General features: G+C 39.5%; 19 protein-coding genes. 15 read left to right on the top strand and 4 right to left on the bottom strand.

Going from position 1 to position 22,032, the window contains the following annotated elements; genetic code table 11:
* Positions 1-58 precede the first annotated feature (58 nt).
* From cbiE to BUA59_RS19430, 3 genes are read left to right on the top strand one after another with little or no spacing between them, the layout of a single operon-like run.
* Positions 59-1,444, top strand: a complete 1,386-nt coding sequence (gene cbiE, locus BUA59_RS19420; protein ID WP_245813197.1) for a precorrin-6y C5,15-methyltransferase (decarboxylating) subunit CbiE — start codon at positions 59-61, stop codon at positions 1,442-1,444.
* Positions 1,441-2,181 (top strand): precorrin-2 C(20)-methyltransferase, encoded by a 741-nt coding sequence (cobI, locus tag BUA59_RS19425; protein ID WP_072841313.1) that lies wholly within the window; start codon positions 1,441-1,443, stop codon positions 2,179-2,181. The genes cbiE and cobI overlap by 4 nt, the downstream gene beginning before the upstream one ends.
* The gene (locus tag BUA59_RS19430; RefSeq protein ID WP_072841314.1) at positions 2,178-2,954 is read left to right on the top strand and encodes a cobalamin biosynthesis protein; all 777 of its coding nucleotides are present in this window, start codon (positions 2,178-2,180) and stop codon (positions 2,952-2,954) included. Before cobI ends, BUA59_RS19430 begins: the two co-directional genes overlap by 4 nt.
* 52 nt (positions 2,955-3,006) lie before the next feature.
* On the opposite strand, the gene BUA59_RS19435 is transcribed toward BUA59_RS19430, so the two are convergent.
* The 3 genes from BUA59_RS19435 to BUA59_RS19445 all read right to left on the bottom strand — a co-directional run bounded on the left by BUA59_RS19435 (position 3,007) and on the right by BUA59_RS19445 (position 8,473).
* Positions 3,007-4,695, bottom strand: a complete 1,689-nt coding sequence (locus BUA59_RS19435; protein WP_217653757.1) for a carboxylesterase family protein — start codon at positions 4,693-4,695, stop codon at positions 3,007-3,009.
* Positions 4,696-4,867: 172 nt separating this feature from the next.
* A complete protein-coding gene (locus tag BUA59_RS19440; protein WP_084122565.1) occupies positions 4,868-6,052 on the bottom strand; it encodes a murein transglycosylase domain-containing protein in 1,185 nt (394 codons plus the stop codon).
* A 234-nt stretch (positions 6,053-6,286) separates the two neighbouring features.
* Complete coding sequence (locus BUA59_RS19445; RefSeq protein ID WP_072841315.1) at positions 6,287-8,473, bottom strand: OsmC domain/YcaO domain-containing protein; 2,187 nt, start codon at positions 8,471-8,473, stop codon at positions 6,287-6,289.
* Between the two features lie 261 nt (positions 8,474-8,734).
* Here BUA59_RS19445 and BUA59_RS19450 point away from each other — a divergent pair, with 261 nt between their 5' ends.
* From BUA59_RS19450 to BUA59_RS19490, 9 genes are all read left to right on the top strand, one after another.
* Positions 8,735-10,405 (top strand): sensor histidine kinase, encoded by a 1,671-nt coding sequence (locus tag BUA59_RS19450; protein WP_072841316.1) that lies wholly within the window; start codon positions 8,735-8,737, stop codon positions 10,403-10,405.
* Positions 10,406-10,444: 39 nt separating this feature from the next.
* Complete coding sequence (gene btsR / locus BUA59_RS19455) at positions 10,445-11,179, top strand: two-component system response regulator BtsR (RefSeq protein WP_072841317.1); 735 nt, start codon at positions 10,445-10,447, stop codon at positions 11,177-11,179.
* A 168-nt stretch (positions 11,180-11,347) separates the two neighbouring features.
* On the top strand, positions 11,348-12,847 hold the full coding sequence (locus BUA59_RS19460; protein ID WP_072841351.1) for a carbon starvation CstA family protein: 1,500 nt from the start codon (positions 11,348-11,350) through the stop codon (positions 12,845-12,847).
* 575 nt (positions 12,848-13,422) lie between these two features.
* A complete protein-coding gene (locus BUA59_RS19465) occupies positions 13,423-13,893 on the top strand; it encodes a hypothetical protein (RefSeq protein WP_072841318.1) in 471 nt (156 codons plus the stop codon).
* A gap of 45 nt (positions 13,894-13,938) precedes the next feature.
* A complete protein-coding gene (locus tag BUA59_RS19470; protein ID WP_072841319.1) occupies positions 13,939-14,421 on the top strand; it encodes a hypothetical protein in 483 nt (160 codons plus the stop codon).
* 56 nt (positions 14,422-14,477) lie between these two features.
* Entirely contained in the window at positions 14,478-15,176 is a 699-nt protein-coding gene (locus tag BUA59_RS19475) for a fimbrial biogenesis chaperone (RefSeq protein ID WP_072841320.1), read from the top strand.
* A gap of 29 nt (positions 15,177-15,205) precedes the next feature.
* Complete coding sequence (locus BUA59_RS19480) at positions 15,206-15,904, top strand: fimbrial biogenesis chaperone (protein ID WP_245813199.1); 699 nt, start codon at positions 15,206-15,208, stop codon at positions 15,902-15,904.
* A 106-nt stretch (positions 15,905-16,010) separates the two neighbouring features.
* Positions 16,011-18,320, top strand: coding sequence for a fimbria/pilus outer membrane usher protein (locus BUA59_RS19485; RefSeq protein WP_245813201.1), 2,310 nt, complete (start codon positions 16,011-16,013; stop codon positions 18,318-18,320).
* Positions 18,310-19,161 (top strand): hypothetical protein, encoded by an 852-nt coding sequence (locus tag BUA59_RS19490; RefSeq protein WP_072841323.1) that lies wholly within the window; start codon positions 18,310-18,312, stop codon positions 19,159-19,161. The genes BUA59_RS19485 and BUA59_RS19490 overlap by 11 nt, the downstream gene beginning before the upstream one ends.
* Here the strand turns inward: BUA59_RS19490 and BUA59_RS19495 are convergent.
* Positions 19,151-19,741, bottom strand: a complete 591-nt coding sequence (locus BUA59_RS19495; protein ID WP_072841324.1) for a LuxR C-terminal-related transcriptional regulator — start codon at positions 19,739-19,741, stop codon at positions 19,151-19,153. The genes BUA59_RS19490 and BUA59_RS19495 overlap by 11 nt on opposite strands.
* A gap of 482 nt (positions 19,742-20,223) precedes the next feature.
* Between BUA59_RS19495 and BUA59_RS19500 the strand changes: the two genes are divergently transcribed.
* The 3 genes from BUA59_RS19500 to BUA59_RS19510 form a co-directional block, all read left to right on the top strand.
* Positions 20,224-21,195 carry a DnaJ C-terminal domain-containing protein gene (locus BUA59_RS19500; protein WP_072841325.1) on the top strand — a complete coding sequence of 324 codons (972 nt, stop codon included), beginning with the start codon at positions 20,224-20,226 and terminating at the stop codon, positions 21,193-21,195.
* Positions 21,196-21,198: 3 nt separating this feature from the next.
* Entirely contained in the window at positions 21,199-21,528 is a 330-nt protein-coding gene (locus tag BUA59_RS19505) for a chaperone modulator CbpM (protein WP_072841335.1), read from the top strand.
* A 224-nt stretch (positions 21,529-21,752) separates the two neighbouring features.
* A partial coding sequence (locus BUA59_RS19510; RefSeq protein ID WP_139248932.1) for a transposase occupies positions 21,753-22,032 on the top strand: 280 nt, incomplete at its 3' end.

Below are 22,032 nucleotides of genomic sequence, written 5' to 3' on the forward strand. Positions count from 1 at the left end.
TAATGGGCAGCGACAATCCACCTAGCTTAATTTAATGGCATTGAATGGAAGTAGGTTAATGACAGAAACACGAATGCTGATTCATGTTATCGGCTTAGGTGTTAACGACACTGCGAATCTTGATGTCGCGGCGCAAGCGGTCTTGGCGAGCTTGTCGCCGAATGACGTTGTTTTAGGCGCACCACGTCAGCACGAAACGATTGCGCAATATACTCATCAAGCGCAACGTGAGGATTTACCCAAGCTCAAAATGCTGAAAGAATCGTTCGCACAGTGGCAATCACAAGGTGCAAAACAGGTGGTGGTTTTGGCCTCTGGTGATCCTTTGTATTACGGGATTGGCGCTTGGTTAATGCGTAATTTTTCGTTTGAAAACCTGTATTTCTACCCAAACGTTTCCAGTATTCAAATAGCGTGTCATCGTCTTGGTTTATCCTTGCAAGATGTGCATGTGGTGAGCTTGCACGGTCGTCCATTGGCGTCTTTGCGTCGTCATTTGCAATCGAATAAAACCTTGGTGTTACTGACCGATCAATACAGCCAACCGAAACACATTGCCGAAGAATGCGTGCAAGCAGGATTGGATCAAAGCGAAATTACGGTTTGTGAAGCCTTGGGTTATGCGCAAGAAAAAGTCCGGACGTTCGCAACTAAGTTATTTACTGACGGAGATGGGTTCGAAAGCGAATTAGAGTTTGATCCGCTCAATGTGATTGTGCTGAAAACTAGCCAGCAACCCTCGCTTTATCCAAGCTCGGTTGGCATTCCAGATACGTCTTTTGTGACAGATAAGGGCGACGGCAAAGGCATGATTACCAAGCGAGAAGTGCGGTTGGCGATTTTGTCTTATATGAACATTGAGCAGGGCGACATAGTTTGGGACATTGGTGCGGGTTGCGGTGGTGTGAGTGTGGAAATGGCGTATTGGCATCCGCGTAGTCAGATTGTTGCCATTGAACATCATCCAGATAGATTAGCCTGTTTAACAGCCAACCAAGACCGTTTTGGCGTCATGCAGAATTTATCTATTGTGGCAGGCCGCGCGCCAGATGTGCTGGTGGATTTACTTGCTGGCAATTTGCTAGCTGACAACAACGCACAACACGGCAGGCCTAATAAAGTTTTCATTGGTGGCAGTGATGGCGAATTAAATGCCTTGATGACGCAGGTTTGGGATCTATTGCCTGCTGGCGGCAGTTTAATGGCTAGCGCCGTTACCGAAGAGACAAAATACCAAGTAATGCAATTCGCGCAACTGCGTGACGAAGCGCAAGACGCAGACGAACAAAGCTTGCAAGTGTCGATTGCCAAAGGCGAGCGATTAGCTGGGCAGCGATTATTTCGCCCAAGTTTACCTGTGACACTCCATCACTTTAAAAAGTATTCTGCAGAACACATGATCAAGATAGACAATAAGACAATTTATAAGGAAAGCGCACAATGAGTGCCTCGGAAACATCTCAAAAAACAGGCCGATTCATTGGTGTGGGCGTAGGTCCCGGTGATCCAGAATTGATCACCTTAAAAGCGTTACGTTTGATTCAGCGTGCTAGTGTGGTGAGTTACCTTGCTAACGATGAAGGCGGTTCCCAAGCGAAAACCATCGCCAGTGAAGCCTTTGCTGGCGTGACTCATGCGCAAAACGAAATTGCCATCGTCATGCCTATGTCGACGGATCGTTCATTGGCAAATGAAGCCTACGACAATGGTGCAAAAGCGATTGCTGACGAATTATCACAAGGCAAAGACGTGGTTTTCTTGTGTGAAGGCGACCCGCTGTTTTTTGGTTCTTTCGCTTATTTATTAGAGCGTCTAGAAGGCGATTTTCAATGCCAAGTTGTACCCGGTGTGTCGTCAATCAATGCCGCATCGTCTGCCTTGAATCATCCGTTAACCGTGTTGAAAGAGTCCTTTGCTGTGGTGAGTGGTCGTCATACCGCACAGCAAATAGATATGGCATTAGAGCAACATGACAGTGTGGTCATCATGAAAGCAGGACGTGCGCGTCCGCGTATTCTCATGGCGTTACGCAAAACCAATCGCATGCAAGACGCGAAATATCTTGAATACATTGGTCGTGAAAACGAACGTATTGTGCGTGATGTCTCTACTTTGGAAGACAAAGCTGGGCCGTATTTCTCCTTGTTCGTGGTGACCAAAAGTGAGCGAGGCACTCGGTGATACGCTTTATCGCGTTAACGCCAGCAGGTGAAAGTCTGGCTAAAAAGTTATTGTCTAAAGGACGGCTGAATCATTGGGCCGATACGGTAGTCGACTACAAGCCAAAACCCTTTGCCGAGTTCGTGCAAACGGCGTTTAAAAACGGTGATTGGCTGGTGTTCATCTGCGCCACTGGCATCGTTATGCGAACCCTCGCGCCAGTGATTCAAGATAAGTATCAAGACCCGCCAGTCTTGGTATTGGACGAAGAAGGTAAGTTTGTCATTCCGCTTTTGTCTGGTCATGAAGGTGGTGCCAACGAGTGGGGCGCGCAAGTGGCAAAATCCCTTGGCGCACAGCTTGTTATGACCACAGCAAAACCTTACCTGAATCCTATTTACACCTTGGGAATGGGCTGTGAACGCAACTGCCCATTAGAATTTCTTGAAAGTCTCATGCTCGACGCCCTAGCGCAAAAAGGCTTAATCCCAAACGATATTCACTCTCTAAACAGTATTGATATTAAAGCGGATGAGACCAATCTTATTGCCCTTGCAAAAAAGTACCGCTGGAATTTCAACACTTATAGCGCCCAACAACTCGCCCCAATGGAGCCGTTGCTTAGCACTAAATCTGACTACATTTTTAAAACCGTTGGTGTTTACGGCGTTGCAGAATCCGCCGCGCTCTTGTCTGCTCAAATTGAAACCGGCACAGAACCAGAGCTTATATTGAATAAAATCAAAAACGCCAAAGCGACATGTGCGGTGGCGAGAGGGTTTCTTCTTAATTGAATTCACGACAAAGTTTGGCCGAACCCAATGAGCGGGCCGGCCAAAATTATCCTTATGGCTTAGGCCACAAGGAAGGGTTATTAAATTGTTGGTCTAGCGCATCGCTAAACCAGCGTCCATTTAATACCTGATTAATCATTTTCTTTTTTGCTTGATCTGGAAGGCTGTGATCATTCTTCATTGCGTCAAGTAGCGCTTTTTCATCGTATGACTTCGATGACATTTGAATCAGAGCTCGGTGTTTATTGGCATTTAGGGTGAGTAATGATTGACCTTGTTTTTCATGTTCAGGTGACCAGGTTAACCAGTTGACTAGGTCTGGATCATTTGGGTTACCTGTACGAATAAAACGTTTTAGATAAGCTTGAAAGTGTTTGGCTAGATCTAGCGTTCCTGCCTTCTGAAACGTCTCCCCTAAAAGTGCTTGTTGCCAATTTTGATCTAGGAGCGGCATAAACACACCATGAAATGATCCGATTAAGTCCATTTGTGGGTTTTGTGCGACAAAAGGGTTGGTTCCAAAGGCTATTTCAGCTCCATAAATAGGAGACGGGTAATGTTCAAACATCTGTTCTGCTGATTTTTGCACATTAAATAGACTGTAAAGTTTGCTACCGTAGTTTGAGGTAAATTGGTATTGGGCTAGTAACTCAGGATCTTTGCTTAATGCTCCAGAATGCCATGCTTTAACAAAGTTGGGATCACTTAACGCAAAGAAAGAGAACTCGGTTTGTCCTGACAGCATTATGATTGGCACGTTATTGTAACTGATGGTATCAAAGCCCTCTTTTGGTATTACTACACCATCACGATACAAGTGTGGAAAGTGGCTCATACGTATGCCAGCGTCTTTCATTAATGGTGCTAATCGTTCTGCTGGTAGTTGTTGCAAATACTCTTTAACCGCTTTACTTCCCTCGGCTAGCCACTCTTGCGCTGCCGTCATATTGGTTTTGATTCCATCACTGACAACAAGCGAAGAAAATGCTTGACGGAATACTTCTTGGCTTGGTGCTACTGGTGATGTTGTCATGCCTCCACTGAAGACAATAGCTTGCTGAAATTGATCTTCAAACAGGGGCGAGATTAACATTGCCATAACATCTCGTCCGCCGGCAGAAAAACCAGATACGGTGACTTGATCGGCGCGCCCTCCGAAATATTTGATGTTATTTTGTATCCATTGCAGTGCGGCGTGTTGATCTAACAGTCCAAAATTACCTGAGGCCTGGACTGGGTCGTTACTTTTAATCGCTCTAAGAGGGTTGAATCCTAATACACCGAGACGATAATTCACTTGCACTATGATGGCGTCTAATGATTCGGCCAGTGCTCTAGGGTCAAATTCATGGGCTTCGCCTGTTTGATTATTGCCGCCGTGTATATAAACGAGAACAGGTAAGTTATCTTTATTGTTGTCTGGTCGATAAATATCTAGGTTTAGGCAATCTTCTTGACCTTTAAATTTGCCTTGTTGCCATTGAGGGCAAATAGCGCCTTTTTGTGTGGCTTGCAAAGTGCTTTGTATAGAATCTGCTAGTTGAGGTGATTGCCAGCGCAACGAGCCAGTCGGTGCTTTTGCATAAGGAACACCTAAAAAAGAATCGATGCCTTGGCTATTGTTGCCTTCTATCTTGGCAGTGTTTGATAAAGCCACTATAGGACTGGAATAAGCGGTTACGGTAAAAAGAATGGCTATTCCGCTTATTAGCCAGCGTTGCATTGAGTGTCTGATTCGCATACTCATCTCTCCATTTATTTTTAGAATTTTTTTGATGATGTCCATTGCTTGTTTACTTACCACTTTAGTAAGTCACTTTCTTTTCTAGTGCTACACCTCCTTGCTTAGCAATATTTAAATACTTGTTCTCCAATACTTTTGCTTCGATCACCGAAGAGTCCGACGTCTAGTCTTACTCATATTTCTTTTTCGCTTTGGTGACTTTCTCTAGGTAATTTTGAGATTCGGTTCGAGGGTGGTCGTATCTTAGTTTCTTATACACATTGCTGGTGGAGGTTTGGTTGATCTTGTTCATGGCACGTGTTCTGTCTTTATCAAATGTTTTTAATACGTTGCCAGTGCCGCCGTTGTAAGCGGAAATCATTGAGTATTCTTGGCTGACTTTGTTGCTGACTTTTACGAGATAACGGGTCTGTAAAATATGTAAGTAAGCACTGCCGATATCGATGTTATTTTCTGGAGAGAAAAGTACTTCTTTGCTTGGCTCGCCAGATTTTTTCTTCACTAGGTTATAAACGTCTCGACCTGCTGTGGCTGGTACCACTTGCATCAAACCATAAGCGTTCGCTGGGCTGACAGCGTAAGGGTTAAAAGAGCTTTCGGTTTCAATAATGCCGTAGATCAGGGCTGGAGATAAGTTGTAGCGTTTAGCAGCGGCGATTACGTATTGGCTGTATTTTTCTTGGCGTAGGTGTTCGTGTTGAGCAACTAGGTTGAATTCAACGGCATAGACTGTTTTGCCGTTTGAGCTGGATTTTTTTAGTTTATTAGTTACAAGATAATCTGAGTAACGTTGTGCACGCCAACGATATTGCACAAGCTTGCCATCATGATCCATAACTTGTGGATACAAAAAGGGGACACCTTCTGTATCTGGTGCGTCGCTAGAGAAAATATCGGTTTTGGTTGGATCTGCTGTTGTGAGTAGTGTGGTTGTTACGGCTTGTTTTAATGTATCAAGAGGCGAATTCGTGGTTAGCGTTTCGACACGCACTGTGCCTTTTTCAAAGTCTACAATGGTTCTTGCTTGGTAGTCGTTGGTGTATTTTACGTACTTTTTCTTCTCGGGCAGCTCGCTATTACCTTTGCCCCATTTTTTATTCACTTTTTGGTCAAGCTCTGCATATAGTGCTTGAATCGCTTTAATATCTGCTCTTACTAAGTCCCTAGTGACTTTTGCTTGTTTGGCGATGGTTTTTACATCGTCAAGGTCATCTGCTTCTTTTATCTGTTTTGATAACTGTTTTACTGAATCAACGGAATCGAAAGAGAGTGACATGGATTCGCAGCCACTTAATGTTAGTAATACAAGGCCAATTGATACAAAGGCAGATTGGCGCACGATATTATGAAACATTCAGTTGTCACTCATATAAATAAACGATATTGAAGTACGGCAGTCTTGCCGTTAAAGCATTTTAGGCTAAATAGTTAGAATCAAAATTATAGCAGAATCGATTCCCTTGAGGAAAAGCTGTATGTTTATGGTTTTTATAATGAAAAAGCGAACCCGAGGGTTCGCTTTTAACGTTCTACGCTAAATCTATTAGATTACTAGATTACTAGATTACTAGATTACTAGATTACTAGATTATTTGGCTGCGTTGGCTTTACGAGCTTGATGCAGTTTTTTGTAGCTTTCGATCAAGCGTAAATGCGGTTCGATGCCTTCAAGCTGCATACTGGTTTTAGTGAGGCCATAAAAACGCACGTCGCCAGTGACAGAACCGACAACGTTTTCAATAACTTCTTTACCAAACATACGGCTGAAGTTATGGATAAAGTCGTCCAGCTCTAATTCTTCGTCTAGCGTTACTTCCAATACACAGTTCATTGCTTGATAGAATAAACCGCGTTTGGCTGTGTTGTCGTTAAACTGCAGGAACTCACCGACAAGTTCTAACGCCTCTTCGTGAGCATCAAGCGCCAAATAGATCAGGATTTTCAGCTCCATTATGGTCAGCTGACCCCAGACGGTATTTTCATCAAATACGATACCAATCAAAGTAGGTATGTCTGTGTAGTTATCTAGCTGACTGTCTTCTAAACGATTTACCAGATTGGTAAGTTGCTTATCACTTAAAGAATGTAGGTTCAAGATATCTTCACGGTAATCCAACGCCTTGTTGGTGTTGTCCCACACCAAATCTTCCACTGGATACACTTCGGAATAATCCGGTACCAAAATACGACAAGCTGATGCGCCTAAATCACTAAGTTCAGCAACATACACTTCTTTGCCTAATTCTTCCAAAATGCCGAACATGGCGTTGGCTTCTTCTTCATTGGTGCCTGAAAAATCCCACTCGCAGAAATCATAATCGTGCTTATCGCTGAAGAAGCGCCAAGAAATGACACCGGTTGAGTCAATAAAATGTTCAACGAAGTTTTCTGGCTCTGTGACAGCCATGCTATTAAACGTAGGTTTTGGTACATCGTTCAAACCTTCGAAGCTACGACCTTGCATTAGCTCGGTTAAGCTACGTTCTAACGCCACTTCAAGACTTGGATGGGCGCCAAAAGAAGCAAACACACCGCCCGTTTTCGGATTCATTAGAGTGACGTTCATCACGGGGAATTGTCCGCCAAGAGAGGCGTCTTTCACCACGATAGGAAAGCCTTGTTGTTCTAATACCTTGATGCCAGCAAGGATGCTTGGGTATTTCTCCAACACTTCCATTGGCACATCTGGCAAGACAATTTCGTCTTCGATTATTTGGCGTTTAACGGCGCGTTCTAGAATTTCCGACAAACATTGCACTTGCGCTTCTTGCTGGTTATTGCCCGCGCTCATGCCGTTGCTTAGGAACAAGTTTTCGATGAGGTTTGACGGGAAGTAAACCGTTTCGCCATCGGATTTGCGTGTATAAGGAATCGTACAAATGCCGCGGGCTTTATTACCTGAGTTGGTGTCGATCAAATGCGAGCCAAACAGTTCGTCGTCTGGGTTATAAATCTCTAGGCAGTAATCATCTAGGATGCCTTTTGGTAGGGAATCGTCTTCAGTTAGCGCAAACCATTTTTCATTGGGGTAATGCACGAATTCGCTGTTAGCGATGTCGGTACCAAAGAATTGATCATTGTAGAAAAAGTTATTATTCAAGCGCTCGATAAACTCACCAAGAGCAGAACACAGCGCGCTTTCTTTGGATGCGCCTTTACCGTTGGTGAAACACATAGGCGACGCCGCGTCACGAATATGCAGAGACCAAACGTTAGGCACGATGTTACGCCATGAGGAAATCTCAATCTTCATTCCAAGGTCGGCTAGCATGACCGTCATATTGGCAATAGTTTGCTCTAGCGGTAAGTCTTTACCAAGAATCACAGTGCTCGTCGCGCCATCAGGCTGACCCATCAACATAGCGTTGGCGTCTGCGTCTAGGTTTTCAACAGTTTCAATTTTGAATTCAGGCCCTGTTTGCACCACTTTCTTAACGGTACAGCGATCAATAGAACGCAAGATGCCTTCGCGATCTTTGTCCGAAATGTCGTCTGGTAATTCGACTTGAATTTGGAAAATCTGGTTGTAGCGATCTTCTGGATCGACAATGTTGTTCTGCGACAAACGTATGTTATCCGTTGAGATATCACGAGCCTTGCAGTAGACCTTCACAAAATACGCTGCACACAAAGCAGAAGACGCTAGAAAGTAATCAAATGGACTTGGTGCAGAACCATCGCCTTTATAGCGGATCGGCTGATCGGTTATAAGGGTAAAATCGTCAAACTTGGCTTCAAGTCTCAGATTGTCGAGAAAATTAACTTTGATTTCCATTGAATAGGGTTTCCACTTTAGATGCGAGTTGCTCTACCAAAACCTTTCATCGGCTGGGGTGAGTCATTAGCGGGAATTATCGGTGATAGAGGGGGGCAGAGTAAAATCAAATCGGCTTTTTAAATGACTAAATCTCAAGAGATAGAGAATTTGTTATGTATTGTCGGCTTTGTCGCAGACTCTTTTCTTGTTCCGATAGGGTTAGACGGGTAAATTGAGTCTCTATTTTCTTGATGTCTTCGTTTTTAAAAGTATCGTTTTATGCATTTAATTCTTTCGTTGTTGCAGCAGATGAGTGTGTATCTTGTCTTGGCTTACATGTTGAGCAAGACTCCTATTTTTCTGCCTTTGCTGAATGTTTCCTCGCAGCGATCTCATAAATTTAGTTGTTACGTCTTATTTTCATTGTTCTGCATTATGGGGACATACTTTGGTCTTACTATTAATGATGCTATTGCCAATACACGTGCGATTGGTGCAGTGATTGGTGGCTTGCTTGGTGGCCCTGTTGTTGGTTTTTCTGTTGGTTTAACGGGTGGTATGCATCGTTATAGTTTGGGCGGTTTTACAGATGTCGCTTGTGCAATTTCTACCACCGCAGAGGGGGTTATTGGTGGCTTAATGCATTTGTATTTTGTGAGAAAAGATAAATCTGATCAGTTATTTAACCCTTTGGTTGTTCTCGCGGTGACTTTTGTGGCGGAAGTTAGTCAGATGCTTATTATTGTTGCCGTTGCTAAACCGTTTGATCAAGCTTATGCGTTAGTGTCTGAGATCGCTATGCCAATGATAATTGCCAACTGCATTGGTGCCGCGTTGTTTGTTAGTATTCTTCAAGATAAGAAAACTATTTTTGAGCGCTATTCTGCGGTTTTTTCACAACGGGCTTTAACGATTGCGGAACGTAGCGTTGGGTTATGGAGTTCTGGCTTTGATGCGAGCAGTGCTGAAAAAATTGCACGTATTATTTATGAAGAAACTAGTGTTGGTGCGGTAGCTGTAACAGATAACGAAAAAACTTTGGCGTTTATCGGTATTGGAGAAGACCACCATAAACCCAATACTCCAATTTCTTCCAAATATACATTACAAGCTATGGAAGAGAATAGAGTGGTGTATTTAGGTGGCAGTGAGTCGCCTTATCGATGTTCTATTTCAGATAGCTGCAAACTTGGCTCGGTTCTTGTTATTCCCTTGCGGGCAGGTAAAAAAGTTGTCGGTACCATTAAGCTCTATGAACCAAAGCGCAAGCTGTTGTCCAATATTAATCGCTCTATGGGAGAGGGCATCGGGCAATTATTATCGAGCCAAATTTTATATGGTGACTTTCAGCAGCAGCAAACACTGTTAACTCAAGCAGAAATCAAGTTGTTGCAAGCGCAAGTCAATCCTCACTTTTTATTTAATGCGCTGAATACCATTAGTGCGGTTATTCGTCGAGACCCTAATAAGGCGCGGGAACTCATTCAGCATCTTTCGCATTTCTTTAGGAGCAATCTTAAACAAAATATCGAGACGGTAATGTTTAAAGATGAGCTTGCCCATGTGAATGCATATCTGACAATTGAGAAAGCGCGTTTCACCGATCGACTTGAGGTAGAAATTGATATCCATGATGAATTACTGAATAGAATGTTGCCTAGTTTTACACTGCAACCTCTTGTTGAAAATGCAATCAAACATGGCATTAGCACCCTGTTAGAAGGCGGACGAATTCGAATATATAGTCAACGAAATGCATTAGGTTATGACATATTTGTTGAGGACAATGCCGGGCGATTTGTACCAATACCTGCTGATGATACCGGCTTAGGTATGGATATTGTGGCTAAGCGTCTTACGCATTATTTTGGTGATGCGGCGGAATTGAAAACAGAGTGTGACGAAGGGCAATGGACAAGAATGCGTTTTCTAATTCCAGTCATCGAGTAGATATCGGATATAACCAATAACAGTCGAGAAAATATAGTTATGTTAACGGCAATCGTAATAGATGATGAGCTTTTTGCACGAGAAGAGCTGACCGAATTACTTCAGGAATCGGGAGAAGTAGAGGTTATTGCTCAAGCTAGTAATGCTATTGAAGGGCTTAAGCTTATTAATACTCTAAAGCCGGAAGTCATCTTTTTGGACATTCAAATGCCGCAGCTTAGTGGTATTGAGCTTATCGGTATGCTTGACCCAGAAACCATGCCTCATGTGGTTTTTGTTACGGCCTTTGACCAATACGCTGTTCAGGCGTTTGAAGATAATGCGTTTGACTACTTGCTTAAACCGGTTGATCCCAAGCGTCTTCATAAAAGCCTTAATAGGCTGTTAAAAGTTAGGCATAACCAAGAAGCACCTCATACTCAGGCACAAATTGATGCTCTAATGCCAACGCAGCTTCAGCAAGTGCCTTGTATTGGACATAATCGAATCATGATTATTCCTCTACACGATATCGAAATGGCTTACAGTGACCTTTCTGGTGTTCATGTTAAAACGGCGCAACAGACGGCAAGCAGCCAGCTTACCTTAAAAACATTAGAAGAAAAGACCGAATTACTGCGTTGTCACCGCCAATATCTTATCAATGCCAAGGCGATAAAAGAGATTCAATTGCTCGATAATGGGCTTGCTGAAGTGGTTACTCTCAGTGGAAGTATCGCGCCAGTTAGCCGTCGTTATTTGAAGCTATTGAAGCAAATGCTTGGTATCTACTAGAGGCGTGACCATAACCATTTACTAATCGTGAATACCGCTCAATTCTCCCTATGACCTCTTAACTTGATATTTTGCCACTGAGTGAAAGCTCAGATGCTTGTTTTTGGAAGTGCATTTATCTTCGTGACCACACTTATAAAAACAATCATTGAATGGGAAAATAATAATATGATGATGTTTCTTTTCTGTGTAGCTGCGCTTATTGCGGGTTACTTCATTTACGGTACTTTTGTCGAGAAAGTATTCGGTATCAAAGAAAATCGTACTACGCCTGCTTTTTCTAAGCGTGACGGTGTGGATTACGTGCCAATGTCTAAGAAAAAAATCTACTTAGTGCAGTTATTGAACATTGCTGGTGTGGGACCAATTTTTGGCCCTATCATGGGGGCTTTATATGGTCCTGCAGCAATGCTCTGGATTGTTTTAGGTTGTATCTTTGCCGGCGCTGTTCATGATTATTTCTCAGGAATGCTTTCTATTCGTAATGGTGGCGCTTCTGTTCCATCTATTACTGGTCGTTACTTGGGTAAAGGTGCGAAACATTTTATGAATGTGTTTGCAATTGTGCTGTTACTGCTTGTTGGTGTGGTATTTGTATCCGCTCCAGCCAGTATGATTACTAATTTAGTGAATGAACAAACAAGCACTACGGTTTCTATGGGAGCTATGGTCGCGATCATTTTCGCTTATTATATTTTAGCCACGATTGTGCCTATCGATAAAATTATTGGTCGTTTTTATCCTTTCTTTGGCGCGCTATTGATTTTCATGTCTGTTGGTTTGATCGGGGCGATTGGGTTCTCTTCAGGGCATTCTATTTTAGCGGATTATCAGTTTAGCGATATGTTCACTAATATGAATCCAAACAATTTACCTCTTTGGCCTGCGTTGTTTATTACTATTGCTTGCGGTGCTGTATCTGGTTTTCATGCCACTCAATCACCATTAATGGCACGCTGTTTAGAGAATGAAAGAAACGGACGCTTCGTCTTCTTTGGTGCCATGATAGGAGAGGGTGTGATTGCCTTAATTTGGTGTGCGATTGCCTTGTCATTTTTTGGTTCTATGGGATCTTTGGGTGATGCTGTTGCTGACGGCGGTCCTGGCAATGTGGTGTACACATCGTCCTTTGGTTTACTTGGGACTTTTGGCGGGATCATTGCTTTCTTAGGCGTGGTTATTTTGCCAATTACTTCCGGCGATACTGCATTTCGTTCTAGCCGTTTGATTTTGGCTGAATACTTCAATATGGAGCAAAAAACACTGAAAAGTCGTTTGCTGATGGCGATGCCTTTATTCATAGTAGGTGGCGTGTTGACTCAGGTCGATTTTGCTGTGATTTGGCGTTATTTCGGTTTTGCTAATCAAATGACTGCTGTGATGATGTTGTGGACGGCTTCTGCGTACTTATTACGTTTCAATAAACTGCATTGGATTTCGACTATTCCTGCGATGTTTATGACGGCGGTATGTACAACGTTTATCTTAAATAACAGTACTTTAGGTTTTGGTTTGCCAATGCAACTATCAACTATCATTGGTATCGTTGTGATGTTATTTGTGACTGGTTATGTGATCAAAATCTCGAAAGGGAAAGGTGACCCTGAGTTAGATCAGATTGAAGAAGACAAGTTAAACATCGAGCCAGCGGAAGTAAAAACCGTGTAGAAAACACTTTTTCTACTTAGATATAAATAAGGTTAATTGGGGAAACTCAATTAGCCTTTTTTTATATCTGTATTTTGGCCTCGTCGACACAATGCGGATACAAGTCTGAATAAGATACAAGAATTGAGCTGTATTAATTATAAAGTGGTAGCCAGTGTTGTTCTTTCCTACAAGAGTGGCTTTCCAGGGCGTACAGGTAGGTAGAAGCTGATTGTCAGTATTATGTCACAAGATCTTAAGAAATATTTACCTTAAGTTGTTTTTTAGTAATGTTTAATTATTTTTTAGAGGCTATTCATTTTTATTGTGAGATTTTGTTTATTAGGTGTTTACTTCTGTAATAAAAGAGAAATATTTTGTAAGTCGTTAAATTCAATAGGGATTTTATTTTTTTAGCTGATTAAGTTTATTTTTAAAGTCACAAATTAGGTTAAATGTTTACTGAAAATCTATACGTCTTCAAAGCGGATAAACGAATGAATGGTGTCTTGATAAGCAAATAGAAACTAACTAAACGTTTTTTTTTATCTAGGATCTTGGTTGTGTTAGCGAGATAACCCAAGGGAAATGAAAAGATGATAAAACGGGTTAGGTACTTATTATTTGCTTGTACGTTTGATGCTTTTTGCAGCAGTGATGTTAACTTGACTTTGGTCGGTTATATTCCTTCAAAGTGTGAATTTACCGCATTAAATAATAATCTAACAATATCATCTAAAGGTTACGCTAGTACCGAATTGGTGATTGATTGTAATTCACCTATGCGAGTATCAATGCAGTCGGAAAATGGTGGCTTAAGTCATCAGCATGGTACTCAAATAAATAGCTATAACGTCACTTGGTCTATTGAGAATTTAGGGGAAAGCGAAACTTATTCCTCTCATCGTCTTAAAACGACACAGTATATAAACGTTGGCGATATTTTATTTAAAAGCATGGCAAAGTTACAACTTGAACTGGTTGAGCCATTAGTTTATGCGGGAGATTATCAGGATGTAATTCGCATAGAAATGACTCCATCAGCTGTTTCTGGTGGAGTTTGGTAGACATTAATTTTTAAATCTAATTCACATTATTGAAGGAATATTACAATGAAAAAGTTAATCGTATTATCAGCAATTGCAACTTTGTCATCTGGCGCAGTGTTAGCAGGCAATCTTGATGTGGGCGGTTCAGTCCCTTCAGTTTGTGAAGTAGCTACCTCTGCTACGTCAGTGCATTTTTCTCAACTAGCCCAAGGTGCGACGTTCCAGCTTCCAATCACTAGCTTGAAATGTAATGACTACGATGGAGCGACAGTTACTCTGACATCGTCTGAAGGTCACATGCAAACTGTCGATGGTCAAGACGGTACTGGCGTTGGCTACACTGCACAGTTTAAAGCAGGTCCATATGACTTCACTTTGAATGCGACTACTGGTGTGGATGATTTGAAAGAATCACAAAGTAAAAATGGCTCTCCTGCGTTAGCAGCAGGTTACAACTCAGGTAACATTTTTATGACTGTTACCCAGACTCCAACCTTCGCTGGTAACTATACAGATCAACTAATGTTATCAATTACAGCTAACTAAGAAAAAACAAAAAAAGGCAGTTTAATACTGCCTTTTTTTGAATTAGGAAAAAAATTATGCGATATATTATATTTTTTATTTTTGTCTTTAGCTCTTTTCCTATATTTGCTTTTCAGGTACAGCCAATGGTATCTGAAATACAGCCTACAGGAAGTCAATCTCAGCAAACTATACGTGTTTTGAATAATTCAGATAAATCTTTAACGGTAGAAATATTCGCGTTAGATTTATTAGTGAATAAAAATGGAAAAGAAGAACTTCGTCCAAATGATGATGATTTCTTAATTATACCTTTGACAACTATTATTCCACCTGGAAAGACTCAATCCGTAATTATAAGGTATATCGGAGAACCTGTTTTATCTGAATCTAAGTCTTATCGAATAGCGATTAACCAAGTGACCGTTGATCTTGGTGAACTAGATGGATCAGGTATTGGTATGGCGCTTAGCTTTAAAACATTACTTAATGTTGTACCGAATGATGCTAAAGCTAATTTAGTAATAAAGAATAAAGAGCAAGTAGATAAAGAAACGTGGAGCGTGTTATTAGAAAATAAAGGCAATAAGTTTATTCGTCTTTCTCAGGCTAAATGGGTAGTGAAAAATAAAGGTCAAGTTTACAAATTGGAAGGTCAAGATTTAAGCCGAGCATTGGATGGAAAGTTTTTGCTTCCAAATTCAAGTCGTAAAGTATTTATAAGAATACCTTCAAAATTTAATGCGAAAAAAAGTGATCTAGAAGTAGTCTTATAATGTATTATTTTATAAAGATCTTTCTTTTTATGCTTCTATTTATAATATCGCCTATTTACGCTATAGAAGTTTCTCCAATGGTGATCACATTTTCACCATTTGAAACATCAAAAATTCCTTCTAGCATGATATACAACGATCTTTCTAGAGATGTGGCATTTGAAGTTCAAGTTTATGAAGTTAAATTTGATCCTTTAGGTCTGTCAGAGCCAGATCTCATACCTTTGGAAGATTCTCCTCTATGGGTTTTTCCTCCTTTATTGTATTTAAAATCGGGTAAAAATCAGCGAATTCAATTTCGTTGGTTAGGCGAGACTGTGCCGAAAACTGACAAAACATATCAAGTCAGTTTGATCGAGCAGTCGGTAGCAAATGAACCAGAAGAAAAGCAATCAAAGCTAACTGTGCTGCTCAATATTAATCTAATTGTACATATTGATCAGTTAAAAATGCTTCCAAATCTAAATATTGAAAATACTCATTTAGAGCAGAATTCTATTGTGGCTAAAGTCGTTAATAGTGGTGACGGGTCTTCTCGGCTAAGTGATTATGATATGTCAATATTTTATAATGGAGTGAAAAAAGAGACCTATTATAAAGATCAATTGAAATCACAAGGTTACGATGTTTTTTTTCCTCCTTTAAGCTCGATGTTTATTAGGATTCCACTTGCATTTTCTGTTGATAATTTAAATTCAAAAAAAATGCATATAGAGTTATTTAAGTAAAATGCGTTATTTGATTTTTGTGTGTTTTTTAGTATTTATTTCGTTGCCTGCGTACTCAAAAATCAATCCAACAAAACGTAATATTGAATTAAGTGTGGAGGCTGAGGTGAATAAAAATTCTATTGGAAGATTAACACTAACGGTCACGCCTGCAGATAGTCTACTACTGCATTGGGATGAGGTTGAACCAATTTTTGAACGCTTTTTGTACTCGGAAAACCTCGTAGCAATGTCTAAAAATGTTCAGAATCAATTAATTTCTACAAAAGGGCTCGAAATCTATGGATTAGCCTTTGTTTTTGATTTGAGCGATTTTAGTCTAGAAATTTCTATTCCATCTAACTTAATAAAACCACAATTTTTAAGTCTTAAATCTAATGCAAGGCCGCTTGATCCGTTACATGAGTCCAATTTTAGTGGCTATATGAATGTGTATTCAAGCTATTTTTATCAAGATGGCTTCTCTTCTACTGGAAATAATGAACAGTCAGCCATTCGTACCGAAATGGTTGTGAATATCAAAAAATGGGTTTTAGAAAATGAAGCTGAATATGATTCCGAAAAAAATGGAAATGGCCCAATTTTTAAAAGGTTAGGAACTCGTTTAGTTCATGATATCCCTGACAGTGGGTTGAGAGTAACACTAGGGGATAAAAATACTACAGGTAGTTATTTTCAATCCTCATCAAGCATTTTAGGTATAGCGTTGTCTCATAATTACTCTCTTGTTTCAGACGATGTTGTTCGTCCAAGCGCTTCAAGAAGTTTTACTTTAGATAATCCATCATCAGTTGAGGTTATTTTAGATGATCAAGTAATACAACGGTTGAATTTAGAGTCTGGAATATACCTTTTAGATGATATTCCAATTAAAGAAGGTAATAACAATATTATTTTAAGAATTACGGATAATGTAGGTAAGGTTAGTATCATTAATTTTGATGTGACCACAGGACTAAATTTATTTGCTGAAGATGATTTGAAATATGAACTTTTTTTTGGTGTCCCTTCAGTAGTAAGCGAAGAAAAAAAATATAACTATGACGATCCTCTTATAAGTGGCTATCTTGATTATGGAATCACGACTGCATGGACTGCTGGAATTAATGCTCAAACAGATGAATACGTACAACAAATTGGATTCAAAAATATTGTAGCGACAACGATTGGTCAGTTTGCATTTGAAAATTCGTGGAGTATTAGTGATGAGCTAAATGGTAGTGCTTATCGAATCGTATTTAACACTTTTACCGATCCCAGCATTGAGCATAGAAATTTTAGTGTAGGTTATGAACATGCTAGTCAGAATTATTTGTCATTAGGTTATAGACCTGACCAAAACAACGATTTTCACCGCCGAGAACATATTTTTCAAGCAAACTATAGCTATTTTAATACCCCTAACTTTCAAACTTATTTATTTGTTAATGCTTCTACAACATATGGAGAAGAAGGTGTGGATAAAACGATCGGCGCTAGTTTTTCCCACGATTTTTATAACGGTCAATGGCGATATAACTTTGGCGGGCAATGGGAAGAAAATAATGGCAAAGAGGGTTGGCGGGCAAAACTCTCATTATTGTATAAATTCTCAAATACTCAAAGCGCAAGACTTTCTCAACAATCTGGCGGGAAAAAAACACGTCTAGAATTCACGCAAGACAGTAATCGTCGTTATGTGGATTCATTTAATTATCGCGTAGGAGCGGAAAAAAATGATCAAGATGAAGCCGAATTTGATCTGTATGCGCAATATAATGCGAATCGTTTTTTAGCCAGTATTGATCACTCTAGTTCCTATGAGGAACTTAGTTCGCAATCAGCCGACCATCAAACCCGTTTGAGTTTTTCTTCTAGTATTGCTTTTGCCGATGGCGATTGGGCTGTAGGCAAACCTATATATGATAGCTTTGCTTTGGTTAAAGCTCACTCAAGCCTAGAAAGTAAAAAAATTACTTTAGGAAAGTACAACAATCAGTATCGAGCAAGTAATGAAGATTTTCCGACTATATTGCTAAATGATATTAATTCATACAGCCGCTCAACGGTAAGTGTTGATGTGGATGACTTGGCTCCAGGATACGATATTGGATCTGGTGTTATTTCTTTTTATCCATCTTACCGAAGTGGACATCAAGTCGTAATAGGTACGGAAGCGAATATTTCTGTTATTGCAACTTTGCTTGATGAGCAAAATGTGCCTTTAGCTTTACAAGTTGGAACTGCTGTTTGTACTACAGATAGTAAAAAAATGGAGATAGATTTTTTTACTAATAAAAAAGGAAAATTTGCACTGACGGGACTTATGCCTTGTCAGTATGAAATTACATTAAATAACGATAGACAATCTAAGTTTTTAATTGATGTTAAAGAAAATGAGCAGTTACAGAGGAAAGGGGTGATTCATGTACATTAATAAGATAAGACTTATTTTTAGCGGTATGATTTTTCTGATGTTACCCCAATATGTTATTGCTCAGTGTGATGCAAGAATTGGAGAAATAAGACACCTTTATGATGACTTTGAAAGTTACTATTCATCACAACCTAGTCCGGCAAGAAAAGAATTTCGCATAAATTTAGTTAATGATAACAACTGTAATGCTTATATGATATTAACAACAGAAAATCAATATCGATTAAAAGGTCAATTTCAGTATATTAAATATCAGATTAGAAGTAACAATCAGAATTTTATTTTACCATCAAGAGCACGCTTTAATTTTGTTGATTCTACAGCTGATATTGATTTATTAATTCCTGTTGGTGCGGTAGTTAGAGCTGGAGCATATACTGATAATTTGCTTATAAAATTGTTTGATGACAATAATACTTTATTAGATGAAAAGTATGTTGAAATTCAAGAGGATATAATTTCTCGGGCTAGTATATCAATTCTTGGTTATAACTCTCATAGTAGTAATGTTTATTTGGGAGAATTAATACCAAGCAAAGAATATAGCATGTTGCCTAGCTTTAAAGTTATAACCAATACTGATGTTAGATTGAATGTTTATTCTGAAAATAGAGGTGAGTTAAGGCATGGTGTTTATAAAGCTAAATATGCTATTAGCTATTTTATTAATTTAGATGGTGAATGGGTGAGTTTAAAACAGAATTATAGTAGAGTTTTTTCTTATAACAGAAAAGATGATTTTTTTATAAATTTGAAAATGAGAATAGATGATTTCAAAAAACAAGCTGCAGGAGAATATACAGATATTCTTAGATTTCAGATAAGCCCTCTTAACTATTGATCTTGTTGAAATTTGATTTACACCAAAGTCTAGCTTGTTGTTTGTTTTTTACTTCAATTTTTTGGTATATTTTATGTAAGTGAACACGAACCGTTGCTTCACTTATAAATAGACTATCAGCAATAGCTGTATATTCTAAACCAGAATACAATAATTTTAATACTTTTATTTCCTTTCTAGTTAAATTATTTGTTCGTAATGTAGTGTGTTGCTCTTCTTCAAGCATTTGTCGAGTCCAGCAATCTGTTACTGGCCTTGGAAACCATAATTCACCTTGTTCAATTGCTTTAAAACCTTGCTCGAAAAGCGTTTCATCTGCATATTCAAAAAATATGCCTTTCAAGTTAGGCCATGATTTCAACTCAGAAAAGTCTACATTCTTAGGTACATCAAAAATAACAAGTCCCTTTTGTCCATTTTTTTGCATGAACTGGCTTACAAACTCATAATTAGTAATTACATTTAATGTTTTATAATTAACAAGTAACAAATTGTAATCGACAGCTTCATAGAGTAGAGGGCTTTGCTTTTGATCATCTAAGTAGTTGATGTTTTTATTGGTTTTTATTTCAACATCCATAATCTCTACCTTTATGGTATTTTAAATACATGTTTAATATATTCTTAATTTTTGAACATTTCAATGAAAAATCGCATTAATATTTTCTTCTTCAAAATTAACAATATCTATTGCATTTTTGTTTTCTATTGATTTTAATTTTATCGTGTGATGATTTTTTTGATGTCTTTAATTTTTAAAAAATAATTACACCTATAAAAAAGATGTCTTTTATTTTTAATTTACTATTTATATTAATCTGTTTTTCTAATGAATATGATCGATTTTTTTAATGTATTTTATTCATAGCTATCATTTATATATTATGTATTTCCTGCTTATTCTTATATATTTCGCTTTTACTTCATATATCTAGATTTATATCAAATTTATTTGAAATTTAAACAGCTATCATTGCTAAAAGGTCTATGATGATAGAAGACTAAAATACATTTAACGAACGAGCTTGTAAGCGAGGTCGGTTATGATGGAAGTGAAGCTGCATGGAATTTAAAGATTATTATAAGATTCTGGGGATCGTTGAAAATGCCGATGCCTCTGCGATAAAAGCGAGCTATCGAAAGCTTGCTAGGAAATATCATCCTGATGTCAGTAAAGAAGCTAATGCTGAGCAGCAATTCAAAGAAGTAGGCGAAGCCTATACTGTTTTAAAGGATCCAGAAAAACGCGCTGAATACGATGTGTTGCGAAAGCAAGGTTCTCGTCGAGCGGATGGCGGTTTCCAGCCACCGCCTGATTGGCAATCTGCTCATACAGGTCAAAGGTCGCATAGCCAAAGTAGCAATGCTGATTATAGTGATTTTTTTGATTCTATTTTTGGGTCGAGCGGCGGCGGATTTCGTCAAGCGGATGATTTTCAACGTTCGGCGGCTAATCAGCGAGGCCGCGATATACATCATAGAATCGCTTTATTTTTGGAAGAAGCACATCTGGGTTGTCAACGACAGTTGTCTTTACGAGTTTCCGAGCCTGATCAAAATGGTTTTATAAGGCAGCGTGATAAAACCCTAAATGTGAAGATTCCTGCTGGTGTTATACAGGGACAGCATATTCGTTTGGCGGGACAAGGCGAAGCGGGCGTTGGTGGTGGAAAAGCAGGGGATTTGTTACTTGAAATTGAATTCGCACCGCATCCTTACTTTGCTGTTGATGGCAAAAATATTTTACTTACTTTGCCAATTACCTGTTGGGAAGCGGCTTTGGGAACCAGTGTAGAAGCACCGACGCTTAATGGTAAAGTAAAGTTAAAAATCCCCAAAGGCGCGACCAGTGGTAATAAACTTCGTATAAAAGGCAAGGGTTTGGTTGGTAAGACAAGTGAAGTCGCTGGAGATCAGATCGTGACCTTACAAGTGAGTTTACCAAAAACACACAGCAGTAATGCCGAAGCACTTTATCAACAATTAGCTGAGTGTGAGTCTGAGTTTAACCCACGCCACGTTTTTGAGAGGTAGAGGATGTCTAAGTCAGAGATAGTGGTAATTGAATCTCAACATGAGCATGTGTTATTTACTCTAGAAGAGGTCTGTGAACGATGTGATATTCACGTAGACATCATAGTTGAAATGATCGAATACGGTATTGTGGAACCAGTTGAACCGATTGAGCAGTCAACGGAATCTATTTGGTATTTTAATAGCCATGCGTTAGTTCGGTTGCAGCGGGCGCAGCGTCTGATGAATGGCTTGGAATTAAATCTATCAGGTGTGGCCTTAAGCCTCGAATTGATGGATGAAATTGAAGAGTTGCAACAACGGATCGCCATACTTAGCCGTCAATTGCCATAGAATTAAGCTATGTTGCATTCATCAATCATTGTTTCGAATGCTTAGGGATGGTTTTAATTATGCGTATAAAGTGAAAGTAGGGACTGGTACTATATAAGTGAAATATGCTGTTTACTTTTCACTTTATAAATAGGCCTACCAAATCATGCTATGTAGTGGCATAGTTAATTTGGCCACCTGATTAGGGATGTTAAGATGCATCTCAGAACTAGACAGGTGACTATATGAAAAATCGTACAAGACGCACTTTTAGTACAGAGTTCAAACTTGAAGCTGCGCAATTGGTGACAGAGCAAGGCTATTCAATTATCGAAGCAGCTAAGGCTATGAACGTCAGCAAATCTGCAATGGACCGATGGGTTCGACAACTAAAACAAGAGTATCAAGGTATTACCCCAAAAGCGTCTCCACTCACGCCAGAGCAAATTGAGATTCGTGAGCTCAAGAAGAAAATATCCAACCTTGAGGAACACAATGATATTTTAAAAAAGGCTACCGCTCTCT

It is taken from the genome of Marinomonas polaris DSM 16579, from assembly GCF_900129155.1.
Classification (GTDB): domain Bacteria; phylum Pseudomonadota; class Gammaproteobacteria; order Pseudomonadales; family Marinomonadaceae; genus Marinomonas; species Marinomonas polaris.

Bases quoted from the DNA above. Each gene is read 5' to 3' on its own strand.
- BUA59_RS19505 (WP_072841335.1), top strand. From the start codon at position 21,199: ATGTCTAAGTCAGAGATAGTGGTAATTGAATCTCAACATGAGCATGTG.
- BUA59_RS19480 (WP_245813199.1), top strand. From the start codon at position 15,206: ATGCTTCTATTTATAATATCGCCTATTTACGCTATAGAAGTTTCTCCA.
- cobI (WP_072841313.1), top strand. From the start codon at position 1,441: ATGAGTGCCTCGGAAACATCTCAAAAAACAGGCCGATTCATTGGTGTG.
- BUA59_RS19490 (WP_072841323.1), top strand. From the start codon at position 18,310: ATGTACATTAATAAGATAAGACTTATTTTTAGCGGTATGATTTTTCTG.
- btsR (WP_072841317.1), top strand. From the start codon at position 10,445: ATGTTAACGGCAATCGTAATAGATGATGAGCTTTTTGCACGAGAAGAG.
- BUA59_RS19495 (WP_072841324.1), bottom strand. From the start codon at position 19,741: ATGGATGTTGAAATAAAAACCAATAAAAACATCAACTACTTAGATGAT.
- BUA59_RS19450 (WP_072841316.1), top strand. From the start codon at position 8,735: ATGCATTTAATTCTTTCGTTGTTGCAGCAGATGAGTGTGTATCTTGTC.
- BUA59_RS19445 (WP_072841315.1), bottom strand. From the start codon at position 8,473: ATGGAAATCAAAGTTAATTTTCTCGACAATCTGAGACTTGAAGCCAAG.
- BUA59_RS19440 (WP_084122565.1), bottom strand. From the start codon at position 6,052: ATGTTTCATAATATCGTGCGCCAATCTGCCTTTGTATCAATTGGCCTT.
- BUA59_RS19435 (WP_217653757.1), bottom strand. From the start codon at position 4,695: ATGCGAATCAGACACTCAATGCAACGCTGGCTAATAAGCGGAATAGCC.
- BUA59_RS19460 (WP_072841351.1), top strand. From the start codon at position 11,348: ATGATGATGTTTCTTTTCTGTGTAGCTGCGCTTATTGCGGGTTACTTC.
- cbiE (WP_245813197.1), top strand. From the start codon at position 59: ATGACAGAAACACGAATGCTGATTCATGTTATCGGCTTAGGTGTTAAC.
- BUA59_RS19465 (WP_072841318.1), top strand. From the start codon at position 13,423: ATGATAAAACGGGTTAGGTACTTATTATTTGCTTGTACGTTTGATGCT.
- BUA59_RS19500 (WP_072841325.1), top strand. From the start codon at position 20,224: ATGGAATTTAAAGATTATTATAAGATTCTGGGGATCGTTGAAAATGCC.
- BUA59_RS19475 (WP_072841320.1), top strand. From the start codon at position 14,478: ATGCGATATATTATATTTTTTATTTTTGTCTTTAGCTCTTTTCCTATA.
- BUA59_RS19470 (WP_072841319.1), top strand. From the start codon at position 13,939: ATGAAAAAGTTAATCGTATTATCAGCAATTGCAACTTTGTCATCTGGC.